14 protein-coding genes are annotated in these 14811 nt (G+C 58.2%); 9 read left to right on the forward strand and 5 right to left on the reverse strand.

Going from position 1 to position 14811, the window contains the following annotated elements:
* Positions 1 to 7 precede the first annotated feature (7 nt).
* The 8 genes from EI77_RS16450 (at position 8) to EI77_RS16485 (ending at position 9102) form a co-directional block, all read left to right on the forward strand.
* The gene (locus tag EI77_RS16450) at positions 8 to 1585 is read left to right on the forward strand and encodes an Rne/Rng family ribonuclease (RefSeq protein WP_243838903.1); all 1578 of its coding nucleotides are present in this window, start codon (positions 8 to 10) and stop codon (positions 1583 to 1585) included.
* A 76-nt stretch (positions 1586 to 1661) separates the two neighbouring features.
* Positions 1662 to 2282, forward strand: coding sequence for a hypothetical protein (locus tag EI77_RS16455; RefSeq protein ID WP_166647303.1), 621 nt, complete (start codon positions 1662 to 1664; stop codon positions 2280 to 2282).
* 122 nt (positions 2283 to 2404) lie between these two features.
* The gene (locus EI77_RS16460; RefSeq protein ID WP_133796394.1) at positions 2405 to 3682 is read left to right on the forward strand and encodes a hypothetical protein; all 1278 of its coding nucleotides are present in this window, start codon (positions 2405 to 2407) and stop codon (positions 3680 to 3682) included.
* On the forward strand, positions 3679 to 4203 hold the full coding sequence (locus EI77_RS16465) for a hypothetical protein (protein WP_133796395.1): 525 nt from the start codon (positions 3679 to 3681) through the stop codon (positions 4201 to 4203). The genes EI77_RS16460 and EI77_RS16465 overlap by 4 nt, the downstream gene beginning before the upstream one ends.
* Complete coding sequence (locus tag EI77_RS16470) at positions 4200 to 4625, forward strand: hypothetical protein (protein WP_133796396.1); 426 nt, start codon at positions 4200 to 4202, stop codon at positions 4623 to 4625. The genes EI77_RS16465 and EI77_RS16470 overlap by 4 nt, the downstream gene beginning before the upstream one ends.
* A gap of 38 nt (positions 4626 to 4663) precedes the next feature.
* Positions 4664 to 5425, forward strand: a complete 762-nt coding sequence (locus EI77_RS16475) for a hypothetical protein (RefSeq protein WP_133796397.1) — start codon at positions 4664 to 4666, stop codon at positions 5423 to 5425.
* A gap of 22 nt (positions 5426 to 5447) precedes the next feature.
* Positions 5448 to 8012, forward strand: a complete 2565-nt coding sequence (locus tag EI77_RS16480; RefSeq protein WP_133796398.1) for a secretin N-terminal domain-containing protein — start codon at positions 5448 to 5450, stop codon at positions 8010 to 8012.
* A gap of 343 nt (positions 8013 to 8355) precedes the next feature.
* Positions 8356 to 9102: a hypothetical protein gene (locus tag EI77_RS16485; RefSeq protein WP_133796399.1), complete on the forward strand. Its 747-nt coding sequence runs from the start codon at positions 8356 to 8358 to the stop codon at positions 9100 to 9102.
* A gap of 147 nt (positions 9103 to 9249) precedes the next feature.
* Here the strand turns inward: EI77_RS16485 and gmk are convergent, their stop codons facing one another.
* The 5 genes from gmk to EI77_RS16510 all read right to left on the reverse strand — a co-directional run bounded on the left by gmk (position 9250) and on the right by EI77_RS16510 (position 12708).
* Positions 9250 to 9855, reverse strand: a complete 606-nt coding sequence (gene gmk, locus EI77_RS16490) for a guanylate kinase (protein ID WP_133796400.1) — start codon at positions 9853 to 9855, stop codon at positions 9250 to 9252.
* A gap of 44 nt (positions 9856 to 9899) precedes the next feature.
* Entirely contained in the window at positions 9900 to 11324 is a 1425-nt protein-coding gene (locus EI77_RS16495; RefSeq protein ID WP_133796401.1) for a hemolysin family protein, read from the reverse strand.
* A gap of 33 nt (positions 11325 to 11357) precedes the next feature.
* Entirely contained in the window at positions 11358 to 11609 is a 252-nt protein-coding gene (locus EI77_RS16500) for an FmdB family zinc ribbon protein (RefSeq protein WP_133796402.1), read from the reverse strand.
* A 66-nt stretch (positions 11610 to 11675) separates the two neighbouring features.
* Positions 11676 to 11945, reverse strand: a complete 270-nt coding sequence (gene rpsN, locus EI77_RS16505) for a 30S ribosomal protein S14 (RefSeq protein WP_133796403.1) — start codon at positions 11943 to 11945, stop codon at positions 11676 to 11678.
* Between the two features lie 184 nt (positions 11946 to 12129).
* Entirely contained in the window at positions 12130 to 12708 is a 579-nt protein-coding gene (locus tag EI77_RS16510; RefSeq protein ID WP_166647304.1) for a SixA phosphatase family protein, read from the reverse strand.
* Between the two features lie 329 nt (positions 12709 to 13037).
* Between EI77_RS16510 and EI77_RS16515 the strand changes: the two genes are divergently transcribed.
* Positions 13038 to 14786: a putative ABC transporter permease subunit gene (locus EI77_RS16515; protein ID WP_133796405.1), complete on the forward strand. Its 1749-nt coding sequence runs from the start codon at positions 13038 to 13040 to the stop codon at positions 14784 to 14786.
* The last annotated feature ends 25 nt before the right edge of the window (positions 14787 to 14811 follow it).

The raw sequence follows: 14811 nt of genomic DNA on the forward strand, positions 1-14811 counted from the left end.
TGGAATCGTGAAACGAATCAAAGAGTTTATCACCGGAAAAAAAGACATCAAAAGCGGCACCCGTCTTGTCATTAACTGTGAAAAGCTGGAAAACCGTGTCGCCCTTTTGGACAATGGCGTCTTGGAAGAATATACCATTGAGCGTGTTGGTACCAGCACCATCGTTGGCTCCATTTTCAAAGGCCGTGTCAAAAATATCGAGCAGGGTCTCAAGGCCATGTTCATTGACATCGGCCTGGATAAGAATGCCTTCCTTCACTTCTGGGATGCCATTCCCGAAGCTCTTTCCAACCAGGGCATGGAAGAAGTGACCCGTGGTGGTGCCCAGAAGAAGCGCAAGCGCATCGAGGCCAAGGACATCCCAGACCTCTACCCAGTCGGCTCAGAAATCATGGTCCAGGTCACCAAAGGCCCCATCGGTAATAAAGGCCCGCGTGTCACCACCAACATCTCCCTCGCCGGTCGTCTCCTGGTGCTCATGCCGCAGAACGATCAGTTCGGCATCTCCCGCAAGGTGGAGGACCCCAAAGAGCGCGCCCGTCTGCGCAAGATCATCGAAAAGGTGAACCTGCCAGAAAGCATGGGCCTCATCATGCGCACCGAGGCCGCCGGCAAGCGCGCCCGCCACATCATTCGTGACCTCAGCCTCCTCATTGAGCAGTGGAATGACATCGTCGCCAAGCGTGACGGTCAGAAAGCCCCGGTCTGCTGCTTCCAGGAGCCAGAATTGATCGAGCGCACCGTGCGTGACTTCCTCACCGAGGAGATCGATGAAGTGGCCTGCGATGATCAGGCCACCGTCGAGCGCATGCAGAAAATGGCCGCTCAAATCTCCCGCCGTGCCAAGAGCCGCATCACCCATTACCAGGGCCAGACCGCTTTGTTTGAGCATTACGGCATCCAGAAGCAGATCGACAATGCCTTTTACCGTCAGGTCTGGTTGCCTTGCGGCGGTTACATCGTCATTGACCAGACGGAGGCCCTGGTCTCCATCGACGTCAATACTGGCCGTAACAAAGGAGCCAAGGATCAGGATAAACTTCTTCTGGATACCAACCTGGAAGCAGCCCAGGAAGTCGCCCGCCAGCTCCGTCTGCGCAACATGGGTGGCCTCATCGTGGTGGACTTCATTGATATGAAGCACCGCAAGGACCAGCAGGCTGTGTACAAGTTCATGATGGACCATCTCAAGCGGGACAAGGCTAAGACCCAGGTCCTGCCCATCAGCCAGTTTGGCCTCATGGAAATGACCCGCCAGCGCCTGCATGAGAGCCTCAGCAGCGCCCTTTATGAGCCATGCCCATATTGCAAAGGCCATGGCCAGGTGAAGACCACCATGACCATGAGCGTGGAGCTTCAGCGCCGCCTCAGCGCCATTCTCGGCCGCGGTAAGGAAGACCAAAAAAGCCTCCTCGTCGTCGTTCATCCGGAAGTGATGCAACGCCTAAAAACCGAAGACGGTGAACTCCTCGTGGACCTCGAGCGCAAATATGGCGCACGTCTCACTTTCCGCAGCGATCCAAACCTGCATCGCGAAGAAATGAAGCTGGCTCATGCCACGACAGGTGAAGAGATTCGTAATTGAACCTCGGATCAGCCAGATTGGATTTGAACAGATTCTAAACTGCTGCTTGTCATAGCCTCATATGTCTTCCGCCCCCATGTCCACCAAGAAACGTCTCATCTTCATCGGAGCAGGCATCTTCATGGTCGCAGCTCTTTACATCGGCTGGCAGTACGCTGGTTCGACGCCAGAGCTGCCGCCCGTTGCTTCAAAGCCGAAAGATCAGCCCGCTCCCCGGACGGACATCCAGCCGCTGGCTCCCAAGGTCACCCCGGCCATGCCTGGCATCGCTACCCAACTGACCACGGCTGAGGAAGGGGATGTGCTCATTGATGACATCCTCCGCTCGGACAAGGAAATTCCCGCCATGGCGCAGGACCTGCATAATTTGGTCAAAACCCTCAACGGGGAAGCCCAGGTGAATGCCAGCCGCCATCTGGTCAACCTGACCAGCGATGAAGACTATAACCTCATCTCCGGTTTCCTGGTGGACCCCAAGACGAATCCTGAAGTGATCGAAGTTCTGTTTTCAGATCTCATGAACCGTGATCGTGCCCTCCAGATCCCGCTCTTCCTGAACATCCTCAAAAATCCTCAGCACCCGCAAAATGAAGAAGTGCGCAATGTGATGACCATACTTGCGGGGGAAGATTTTGAAAACAACTATGCCGCCTGGGACCAGTGGGGCGCGGATGAACTGAAGTCCCTTCGGGAATAGTCATAGGGTTATTTTCAAGTCGGGCGCAAAGTTTGAACCGTCTTTGTGACCTTGCTGTCTCCCTTCATGCCTTGCACACTGCATAGGCATTTGATACTCTCACGGCTTTACTATTCGGCCCCATGAAAAACCCTGACGAACTCATGCTCATTCCTCACGAGGAAGGATTCCGCGCATGGCGTCTGCGCGGGGGCCAGGTCGCCCGGCCCGAGGCCGAATCCCGCTCTCGTCGTGGAACCGCATGGATCGCGCTGCCCGCGCGCAGCCTTGTCACCATACCATTTCGGTTTCAGGGCGTGGATGCAGGCCGTCGGGAAGCCATGGCCCAACTGGAGCTGGAGGCAGCCGGTTTCGGCCAGGAAACCTCAGACCGGAATAACTTTGACCTGTGGAATCTCGGCAATGATGAGCGGGACCAGCGCTCCATCGGCTTTATTCAGGTCGCTCCGTTGCCGGCGGATATCTTGGAAGAAGGCGGAAATGCCCAATTTGCACCCTCAGTCGCCTTTCATCAGTTGCTGCCTGGGGAGGCCCTCATCTGGCGTGAAGATGGCACCCTCGTCCTGGCCATTCCCCATGAAACGGGGGCACCTCTTCACTGCCAGGCCCTCGCCGCCCGTGTTCTGGATGCGGATGCCGCAGCGGAGATCCGCTGCATCCTCGCCTCCCTGGAGCTCGGCGGCCTTTCACCCAATATCCAGACACTCGCCGTCGTCAGCACTGCCCTCGTTCCCACTGCTGCCGAAGGGCAGGAGGCTCTCTTGCCTCGGGAGGATGCCATCACCGAGGATTTCACCCAGGCCCTGGATCTGCCTGTAACCCTGCGTGCGGAGCAGATCCCCTCTCTGCCCGGACACGCCTCCCGGCTCATCCCCGCCCCGGTCGTCAAAGACCGCCATGACCGCCAGCAACGCCGCATGGTCATGATGGGTGCGCTGGCTTTTGCCTTCGTCCTCCTCGCTGCCCTCGGTGCCTTCGCCGCTCGCGTCGCTCTTCGCCAGCACACGGTGAATAGCGAACTCGCCCGGCTGGATTCCCTGGAGCCGGAGCTCATGACTATCCGCGATGCCCAGGCCGCCTGGGAAGACATGCGCTTCGCCATTTCACCCGACCTTTACCCTGTCGAGACCTTGCACCAGCTCGTCCAGTTGCTACCTCAGGAAAACATCCGCATCACCCGTTTCGAGGTTCGCGAAGACGGCATTGTTATTGATGGAGCCGCCTCCAGCCTGGGGCATGGCATTGATTTCCGGGATAAACTGCTCTCCCATGAAGCCTTCAAGCGCTGGATTTGGGACGCGCCTAACCCTACCAATCTAAACGATGGCACCGCCACCTTCCGTGCTGAAGGCCGCCCTGCCGATGGCGCTGAACCAGAATCGGAGGTGACCACCCTATGACCGCCAGTGAACAAAGACTGGCTCTAGGCCTGGGTGCCGTTGTCGTGCTTGGCGGTGCCTTCATTGGCCTCACTAAATTACGCGTCTGGAAGCAGACGGTGGACATGCGCTCCATCGAGATGGAGACCCGTCGCATAGAGGCGGATGACCTGATGGCGCAAAAGGATTTTTGGAATCAGCGCTTCACCTGGCTCACGGATAAGCAGCCCATCTTCACCCGCCGTGGCGACGTGGACAGAGGCTTCCTGGAGCAGCTCGAAGCCTCGGCCACCTCCCACGGAGTGACCTTGCCCCAAATCCAGCCCATCGAGCCCTCCGAGCGCGCCGGTCTGGTATCCTCCACCTTCACCATCGAGGCCCGTGCCGACTGGGAATCCATGAACAAATGGCTTCATGATCTGCAAAAACCGGATGCCTACATCAGCATCCCGTCCCTGACCATGATCCCCAATGAGGAGGATACCAGTCTGGTCATCGTCACCATGAACATCCAGAAATGGTTCCGCCTGCCTCCCTCATGAAACGTTTCCTCACTGGTATCTCCGCATGCTTTTTCAGCATCCTGGCCCTGCCTGCCCAGGATGCCTCTCCCATTCTTGAGCCACAGGTGATTCCATCATCGTATAACCACATGCGTTATCACGCCACCTGGAGCAGCAATCCCTTTTTAAGCAGGTCCGTTCCTCAGCCTGCTCAGATAGTGAGCTGGGCTCAGGATTGGACGCTCACCGGCATGTATAAAAGTTCGGGTGGCAGCGTCGCTATCCACATGATCAACCAAAAAACCGGTCAAACCCGTCGCGTGATGACTGGAGAACAGGGGGAATACAGGCTCCTAGACACCCGGTTCAGCCGGTATCGCAACGAAGCGTCCGCAGAACTCGAAAAAGGCGGTGTGAAAGCCATCCTCAAATACGACAAAACCCTGACCGGGGGATTGTGAACGCCAGCTTCCCCTCATCGGTCTATCCTCATCCTTTCATGAAACAAGCGCTCAAAACCCTGGGATTTCTTTGCCTGGCTTTCACCAGCCTCCAGGCCCAGGAAGCCTCGAGCGAGGATGCCGTTGTCGATGAATCTGCACCGGCACCTGCCGCGACATCTGTTTTGGATGAGGCCGTCATTCCCCAGGCTTTCCCGGACGCCCGGTATCAGACGACCTGGAGCAGCAATCCTTTCCTTCGCAAGACCGTCGTCATCGCTGGCCCCAGGGTGGATTGGTCTCAGGACTGGGCCCTCTCCAGCATGTATAAAAGTGAATCTGGCAAGATCACCATCAGCCTGCAAAACAAGCAGACCGGTGAATTCAAACGAGTCACCAGTGAAGACACAGACACTGAATTTCGTCTCATCAAAGCCAACTTCAACCGCAACCGCACCGAGGCCTCAGCCGATATTGCTCGGGGCAGTGAAACGGCCACCGTCAAATACGATGACAACCTGACCTCCCGTCCCGTCACGGTGAACAATACCTTCAAAGCCCCTGCCACTCAACCCGGTGCAGTGGGCAATCCAAACGCCCGCCCAGGCCAGCCGGGCCAGCCCGGGCAGCCGGTTAATGTCACCCAGCCAGGCGGCGTGCCAGGGACTATCCCGCCCACCGCCGCCAATCGCCCGATGGTGCCTAACAACTCACCCGTGGCATCCGCTCCGGGCACCGCCCAGCCAGCCGTCACGCCGCCGACAATGTCCCGCCGTCGCCAGTTAGTCCCGGCCCCCATCGTTCCCACGCCCCAGCAGTAAGCCTTTCGCCAGCCCCTTTGACATGACCCTTTCTTTCTTTCGTTTTTTACTGGCCCTGGGCCTGCTCGGATTCCCGCTGGCCGCGCTGGCGCAGATTCCGCCTCAGCTCCAGCGTCCGGGTAATCCCAATGGCACACCCCCTCCGGGTGCCGGTGGTTTCAACCGCCCTCGCCCTGGCGCTGCCCCAGGCAGTGCCGCTGCCGGAGAAGAGCGTGAGTCCATCCGGCCGGAAGATGCCGTCCTGCCCAGCGGTGGCGTACTGCTGCAGTTCCCTAACGCCCCCCTCTCGCAGATCCTCTTCGTTTATGAAGAGTTGACCGGCCTTAAAATCATCCGGGATGCCAGCATTGAGCAGGCCATCGTTTCCATTGATACCACTGGGGAGCTTCCCAAAGACCGCGCCATCATGTTCATCGAAAAGAGCCTGTTGCTCAATGGATACTCCTTTGTCCCAGCCGGCGATGGCATGGTCAAGATCCTCGGTTCGGACAAAAAACCCACCAGCGATGGTGCCCCCCTGTATGAATCCGCAGCGGATCTGCCAGAGACGGATCAGGTCGTCAGCTTTGTCGCCCTGCTCAAATACCTGAATCCAGATGATGCCGTCAAGGCCATCGACCAGATCATCCCCCGCCATAGCTACGGCATCATCACCCCCGTGCCCAATGCCAAGGCCCTCGTCATCGTGGAAAACAGCAACACCATCCGCTCCATCCTGGCACTGCTGGAGCGCCTGGACGTCAAGCCCGGAGCCACCGTCACCAAGCGCATCCAGCTCGTCCGCGCCGATGCGGAGGACGTCAAAACCGCCCTAGATGAGATCCTCGGCCTGGAGGATAAAGATGCCGCTGCCAATCCTGGCAACCCCGGTGCACGCGCCGTCATCCCACAGCCAGGCGCAGCCATTCCTCCGCAGATCGCCCAGATGCCCGGTGAGGGCAATGCCGCCACCGCTGCGGAGGTAAAGCCGAAGATCCTCGCCATCCCCCGCACCAATCGCCTCCTGGTCATCGCCATGCCAGAGACCGCTGAATACATCGAGACCCTCGTCACCGAGCTGGATTCCGCCTCAGAGCTCCGCACCTTCGTCTCCCGCACCCTCAAATATCTCAGCGTCGAAGCCGCCATGGGCATCATTAGCGATGCCATTTCCCGCACGGAAGGGGACGGCTCCGGCGGTGCTGGTGGCGGTGTCAACAGCCTGGGCCAGTCTAACAATTCATCCAACAACCGCAATAACACCGGAACCGGCACAGGCACCGGCACGGGGACTGGCAGCAGCAGCGGCCTATTTGGAAACAACAACAACAGCAGCGGTTTCGGCAGCAATAGTTCCGGTCTCGGTAGCAACGGTAACAACAACGGCAGCGGCTTCGGTGGCGGTGGCGGCTTCAGCGGCGCAGGCGGCGGGGGCAATCTCCAGCCTCTTCGCACCAATAACGGCCCTACATCCATCGTCGTCGGCAAGACCCTGCTCATCAGCGATCCTACCGCCAACTCCCTATTCGCCTCCGGCCCGCCTGAGCACCTGCGCGCCCTCAATGAAATCCTGGATGAACTCGACCGCCGCCCGCAGCAGATCCTCATCTCCGCCGTCATCGCCGAGGTCCAACTCGTGGATAACGAATCCTTTGGTATCCGCGCCCTCATCCGCGCCCGTGAAAATGCTAATGGCGATACCGCCAGCCGTGGCCTCGCCAGCGGCATCGGCTCACTGCTTACCGACACGCCCATCTTTGATCCCCGCTCCGACATCCCCCTCGCCGACACCGCCACTGCGGCAGGTCTGGCTTCCGGCGGTGGCCTGTCTTTCTATGGCGGCATTCGTGAAGGGCTTGATCTCATCATCAGTGCGGTCGAAACCGACTCCCGGGCTAAGATCATCTCCCGCCCTACCATATTCACGCTGAATAACACCCCCGCTGCCATCAGCACCGGCACCTCATTCCCCATCGCCTCCTCCAGCCAGAACCTCGGCACCGCCGGCGGCTTGATCTCCAACGTCCAATACCAGGACGTCGCCCTCAGCCTGAACATCGTCCCCCTCATCAACACACCGGACGAGCTCACCCTGCAAATCTCCCAGGAAAATAGCGACCTGCTGGATGAACGTCTCGTCGGTGAAGACCTCTACCCCACACTCTCCAAGCAGTTGCTCACCACCGTCGTTATGTGCAAAAACAACTCCACCGTCCTGCTCGGTGGCCTCATTCGCGATTCCGACAAAGGCAGCGGTTCCAAGGTGCCCTTCCTCTCCCGCATCCCCGTCCTCAACCTCCTCACCAAATCCACCGCCAAGTCCGATGACCGCCGTGAGCTGCTGATCTTCATCCAGCCCCGCATTGTCGAAGGCACCCATGACCTCCCACCCACCTATCAGGACGGCCTAGGCACCAGCCCCTTCGCCACCGAAGCTATGGGCTTCATGCAGGATGAAAAACGCATCGCCGCCGAGGCCGAGGCAGCCGCCAAAGCCGCCATGAATCCCGTCAAGCGCAGCCGCATTCGTGCCCTCGTGGACAAGCTCTTCGGCCGCGATGAAGTCCGCAGTGTCGAGCATCCCTATCAAGCCTATCCGGGCCCCTAATCGCCCGAAAGGTCTCCTAAACTTGAGCCTGTGCCCCCAGCCGTAAGCTGGCCCTATTTGGTTGCCGGAAGGTAGGCTTGAGGTGTTTTGCGCATACCCGCATCGTCCGCCGCTTGCCCCCCAAGAAGGTGGATAATTTGGCAGTTGCCCGCCTTTGCCAAAGAACCTGCTTCCCCGGCTAAATACATGCTTCCTGCGGTAGGTATTCCAGCCTCGTTGCCCCAGGTACTCCATCCCGCCATCAAAAACGACGGTCAAAACGCTCGACAAACCTTCGTATTCTGGACCAGCCTGCCCATCCGGCGAAGCCTCACCACGGCCTCCGTCAATCATCGGCCTAACCATGAATGCCATTCTCCTTTTCATCACGCTCGTCGCAGCCCCATTCGCGCTCGGCCAGATTTCCCAGCCCGAAATCATCGTGGACCAGGCAGACTCCCACATCTTCCCCGCCGTCTGGAGAAACTCCAAAACCGCACCCTCCGCCGTGCCCCTGTCCGGGCCAGATCAGCCGCAGGCCCGCGCCCTGGTGGAAGAAGCCCTCTCTCATTATCCGGCGGAGGTTTTAAGCACAAGCCTGAAAAAAGTCTATGTCGTCGCTGCACTGAAATACAGAGGCGTCAGCACCGGCGGCACAAATTCCCGCAGCATCGTTTACGTCGTCAGCCATCCTAAATACACCGCCGCGCAGATCGAAAGAATCTTCCACGCGGAGTATTCCAGCATCCTCTTCAGGAACCACCACTCGCAGTTTGATCTCATCGCCTGGCAGGCCATCAACCCTCCCGGCTTTGCGTATCGCGGTAGTGGAGTGGCAGCCATCAAAAACAAGCAGGCCTCCGTCCGCATCAAGGAGGACGTCCATACCGACGGTTTCCTCCACGAATACGGCCTGGCCAGCATCGAAGAAGATTTCAATTCCTATGCCGCCCTCCTTTTCATGGGCGACCGCGCCCTCTGGTCCGCCATCGAAACGCACCCCAAAGTGAAAGCCAAGGCCGACCTCGTCATCGCCTTCTACCATAAAATCCACCCCACCTTCACCCTAGCTTACTTCCACGCACTTCGTCCTGCCTCCGCCACGCCATAGCCAAATCAAAAGATTTTCCCCAACCCCGGAGCCATCAAAGTACTCCAGAGATTTAGCTCGCCAAAACCTCCATTGTAGCATCCAGCTACTCCCCGGTCTTGCTCCTTCCATGCGTAACCCCACCTAGAATTCGCAGCCCCCGTCCTCTCAGATCACCAGGCTCGTCCTCATCTTCTCCCCCTCCAGCAGCGCACGGAAACGCTGTTCATCACTCTCACGCGTATCGCTCACCAGGCAGTAGCGGTAGTTACTCCAATGCTGCAACTCCGCCTCCGCATTCAGCATCCGCAGTTCAAACGCCTCCGCACTTTCCGTATTCCTCCCGCTCAGGCGCTGGCGCAGTTCCTCCATGCTCGGCGGCATCACAAAAATGTCCGTCAGACAGCGCTCCACCAGCTCATCGTCACAGCCGCGTACCTGCACTGCCCCCTGGACATCGATGTCCATAAAGACATCCACCCCCCGCCGCAGGTAATCATAGACATAGCTCTTCAGCGTCCCATACCACCGGTTATGCACCCGCGCGTATTCGAAGAATTCTCCCCGGTCCACCCGGGCCAGGAAATCCTCTTCCTCCAGGAAAAAGTAATCTTTTCCATGCTCCTCCCCCGGCCTTGGCGCACGCGTCGTACAGGAGACGGAAAACACACCCTTTTCCCCATCGCACACCTTCCTGCACAGCGTCGTTTTCCCCGTGCCGGATGGACCGGAAACAACGACGAGCAGACCCAGGCGCGGAGACGAAAGATTCATGCCCCAGCGTTTAGCGATGCCATCGCCCGCTGCAACTGAAAGCACTATTCATCCTCTTCATCCGCCTGCCCGCTGCCATCCGCCGCATCCTCTTTTTTGATGCGTTTAAAATGCAGTTGCAGCACCCGGCGTAGATCCGCCTTCGTCGTTGTCACTTCGTAATCCTCGATAATCACCTGCTCACCCACCTTCGGCAGATGCCCCAGCAGATGCGTCACATAGCCGCCGATGGTCGTCACATCCTCGCTCTCGATCTCCAGGCCCGCTTGGTCCGTCAGCTCATACAGGTTCAGCATCCCCTCCACGATGAACTCATCCTCGTTCACCCGGCGGAATTCACTGTTCTCCTGGTCAAATTCGTCCTGGATGTCCCCCACGATCTCCTCCATCACATTGTCCAGCGTCACCACCCCCACCGTCCCGCCGTACTCATCCACCGCCAGGGCGATGTGCACATGCCGGTCCAGGAAAAACCGCAGCAGTTTGTCGATGGGCATCATCTCCGGCACCATCGGCAGGTCCCGCTTGATCTTGCGCAGATCCGCCGTCGGTTTGCCGATCAGTGAAAGCAGATCTTTGATGTGAATCAGGCCGATGCTGTGGTCCAGGTGTCCTTCCACCAGCGGGTAGCGCGTATGCTTGCTGTCCACCGCCACCTTCAGGTTCGCCTCGAAGGAATCATCCGCATCCAGGGAGATCACCTGGTTGCGTGGCGTCATCACATCCCGCACGCAGCGGTCATTCAGCGCCAGCGCGTTCAGCAGGATGTCCTTCTCCGTTTCCGTCACTTCCTTGGATTTCTGGCTCTCCGCCACGATGTGCCGCAGCTCTTCCTCAGAGTGTGCCAGCTCACTTTCGGAGGCGGGCTCCAGCCGAAATAAAACCTTCAGCAGCCAGTTGGCCGCACCATTGAGGATCCAGATCGCCGGTTTGAAAAGCACATAAAAAAAGTGCAGCGGCGCACTGATCACCAGTACCGTCGCCAAGGACTTGCGGATGGCCAGGGACTTCGGCGTCAGCTCGCCCAGCACCACATGCAGGAAAGTCACCACACCAAATCCGATACCGATGGAAACAGATGAAATGATCGGGTCACTCGTCACCCCCATCTTCCACATCAGCGGCTGGATCACCCGCGCCACATACGGCTCACCGATCATCCCCAGGGCAATACTGGCCAGGGTAATGCCTAGTTGAGTGGCTGACAGATAGCCATCCAGATTCTTCAGCGCCTTGCGCGCCACCATCGCACTCGCATGGCCTTCCTCCACCAGCGCATCCAGTTGTGTACTGCGCACCTTCACAATCGCAAATTCAGCCGCCACAAAGAAGGCATTCAGCAGCACAAAGAAAAGTACCAGCGCCGCAGACCACGCCACCTCTCCGGCCGTTAAATTCCATTCATGGATCACCTCATGGGAACCCCCGCCCATGGCGAGGTGGGTGAGGAAGGGAAAAAGGGGGTTCATGGGGGAGCGCTGACAACGGTCGATACAGCAAGATTAAAGCCGTTCGTAACTACCATCACACCGCTTTTCCAGGATGGTGAAGCCCGCACTTTTAGCGTCCGATGTGGACACGGGCTTAGTGTATTTAGGGGTTGAAAAACCACTGATCTGCTTCTTCACCGGCTTCCGGCATAGCGGGCAGTGGGTCAGCGGAGCACGCTCCATCGGACGGCGGAGGTCAAAGCCGCGTCTGCACGAGGGGCAGCTCTCTTCAGGATTTTCCGCGATGTAGGAATACGTGGGCATAATTAGATTATCCACGTCTCCCCAGAACTGGTCCAGAGAGACTTTCCCTGGACCGGCGACAAGCGCTTACCAGCTGGACTTGGTAACTCCGGGAATCAGACCAGCGAGGGCCATTTCACGGAAAGTCAGACGGGACATCTGGAAGCGGCGCATGAAAGCACGACGGCGACCAGAAACGCGGCAGCGATTGGTCAGGCGGGTCGGGCTGGCATCACGGGGAAGCAGGGCCAGGCCCTGGTGATCACCATTCGCCTTCAACTCCGCGCGGAGTTTAGCGTACTTATTGACGGTCTTCTGTTTGCGCTTCTCGCGCTCAAGCCAAGCTGTTTTTGCCATAGGGGCGGCGAAATTGCCTCAAGTATTCCACTACGCAAGGAGAAATTTCATTTGTCAGCCACAGAGATTCTGTCAATTTGGGTACGTCATGATCATCGGAATCCTCGTCGCTACTGCTTTCCTCCTCCTCGGTGTCTTCGTCTTTGCCTTTTTGCAGAAGGCTTAAGTCTCCGGTCCCGCGCTATTAATCCTCGCCATCTGTGCGGGAGATCCCAGCATATAGCTCCGGGAAACGGCGCTCCAGTGCCTTTGGCGTTACGTAGCCGATCAATTGCGCCTCGCCCCAGTCCGCCAGCCCCCAAAAGGCATGCGGCAGCGCCAATAGCACCGCCGTGCAAGTCGGCATTTTAGGTACATGCGCCCGCGCCAGGATGCGCTCCGCAAAGTCGTGCAGCCCCGGATTGTGGCCAAAAAACACCACATGCCTCCAGTTCTCATCGAGCTGCCTCACCGCATTGAGCACTTTCGGAGCCTCTGCCAGATACAGCGTCGAATCCAGGATGAGGGATTCCGTAGTCATCCCCATCACCTCCTGCATGATCTTCGCCGTCGCCAGCGCTCGTGCCGCTGTACTCGTCATCAACCGGTCCGGAGGCGGGATCAACGCCTGGCTCTCCCCCCCACCAAAGTAGGTGCGGTGTAGAAACGAAGCCACCGCTCCAGCAGCGCTCAGCCCCCGTTCATTCAAAGGCCGGTCATGATCCGCCCGCCCAGGCTGTGCCCAGCTAGATTTGGCATGACGGATAACAGTGAGATACTTCATGGATAAGACTTCGCACACGTCACCTCGCATGAGGGGTGCCAAGTGTCAAATCGCAGGCGAAAACTATCCCGGCCCCCTCTTCCCCTAAAAACCGCATTCTCAAGCACAAGCCAGCTGGCATCCCGACATTCTTCACATCTGTCCAGTTTTTCCAGCACGGCATTGTGCAAGCACCCCCTGCACTTTTAAAAGCGGCTATTATCAGCTTGGGGCAAATAGCTGTAGCCGGGCAAAGACGAATATTCTTCATTCCCACTATAAAAAATACAGCGCCATTTGCTGCAGTCCTGTCATACAGTGGCTGTTAGTCGTTTACGGAAACCTGTTTCATGTCATCCGCCTCAGCCACGCTCCTCCTGGCCCGTATTCATGGGCAGATGCTCCGGCATCGGATCAGTCATGGGCTGGCTTCAAACCGGCTGCTCATTCTTACCATTGGCAGTTTCCTGGGCTTATACTGCGTGGCGGCTTATGTGCTGGTTTCACGCGGTTTGGAATTCGTCAACCGCATGCCGTTGTTCGGCCCGCTGCTGCTGGAGCGGTTGATTTACCTGCTGTTCTTTTTCTTCTTTGTCATGCTGGTGCTCTCGAATGCCACCATCACCGGCATGGGTATGTTTCGCCGCAAGGATATGGACTGGCAGGTGGCGTTGCCGCTGCCATATCGCAGTCTGGTATTGTGGAAAACTCTGGAGGGAATGGCCCTGGCCAGTTGGGGGCTGCTGGTGCTGAGTGCTCCTATTCTGGTGGCATTGGGAGGATTGTATCATGCCGGACCGGCTTTTTACTTTTTTGGTGCTCCCGCACTTCTGTGCCTGGTCACCATCTCGGCCAATCTCTCCTCCTGGCTTCTCCTTCTGCTGGTCCGCCATGCCAAGCAATGGTGGTGGAAGCCGGTGGCTCTGCTGGGCCTATGGCTGCTGGGCAGTACACTGGTTAGTTTCTTTACTGCTCGTGATCCCATGCAGGATCATAAAGGCGGTAGCGACATCGTCTCCAGTCTCCATGGGGTGCTCCAGCATACGGAAATCTGCATGCATCCGCTGCTGCCCAGCTCCTGGGTGGCGGAGGTCATCATTGCCTCCGGCCGGGGGCTGCATGAGCAGGCTGCATTTTTTGGATCTGCGTTGCTGGCCAATGCCCTCTTTGCCCTGACGCTCACCGTGGGCATCGGCGGGCGGCTTTTCTACCCTGCGTGGAACCGGGTCATGGCTGCCGTCCCCATGGCGCGGCAGCAGGCCGCCTCCGAAGCCTGGTTCAATCACCCGGATAAAACAGCCCGCCCCAGCCTGATGCGGCGCGTCTGGGGGCTGAGTCGGCCCGAGCACGCTTCCATCCTCAAAGACATCCGTACTTTCATCCGCGAGCCTACCCAGTGGGGGCAGAGCCTGCTCATCTTTGGGCTGTTGCTGATGTATACGACGAATCTGCGCCAGCTAGGCTATGACCTGCAAAGCCCGTTTTGGATCATCGTCATCAGCCACCTCAACCTCCTAGTATGCTGCTTGGCGCTGTCCACCCTCACTACCCGTTTCATCTTCCCACAGTTCAGCCTGGAAGGGCAGCGGATGTGGATCATCGGGCTTTCACCCCTGTCTTTGCAGCGCGTGCTCAGCCTGAAACTCCGCCTCAGCGGGGGAGTGATGGCGCTGCTGACCACCGCCCTCGTCTTCACCTCCAGCCTCTCGCTCGCCTTACCCTGGCAGCGCACCGTGTTCTTCTGCGCGGCGGTGCTCATGCTTAGCTATGGACTGAATGCCCTGGCTTTGTCCCTGGGAGCCCTGCTGCCCAATTTCCGCGAGCCGAATCCTGCCCGCATCATCTCCGGCTTTGGGGGTACTCTTTGCCTCATTAGCAGCTTTCTTTACATCCTATTCAGCGCCACCGCCCTGGCTTTACCTGAGGCCCTGCGCTGGAAAGCCCAGGCCGCGGGCCTTTTCCAATCCCCCCGCAGCATCCTGTTTCAAGACCTCTCCGCTTTGGCGGCGGTACTCGTCCTCTCCCTCATCTTCGGTGCAGCCCCCTACTGGCTGGCCAAAAAACGCACGAAAAGCCTAGATTATTTAAAAGAGCTGTAATATTACTGTCACTGAAATAAAACTC

Source organism: Prosthecobacter fusiformis (genome assembly GCF_004364345.1).
GTDB lineage: Bacteria > Verrucomicrobiota > Verrucomicrobiia > Verrucomicrobiales > Verrucomicrobiaceae > Prosthecobacter > Prosthecobacter fusiformis.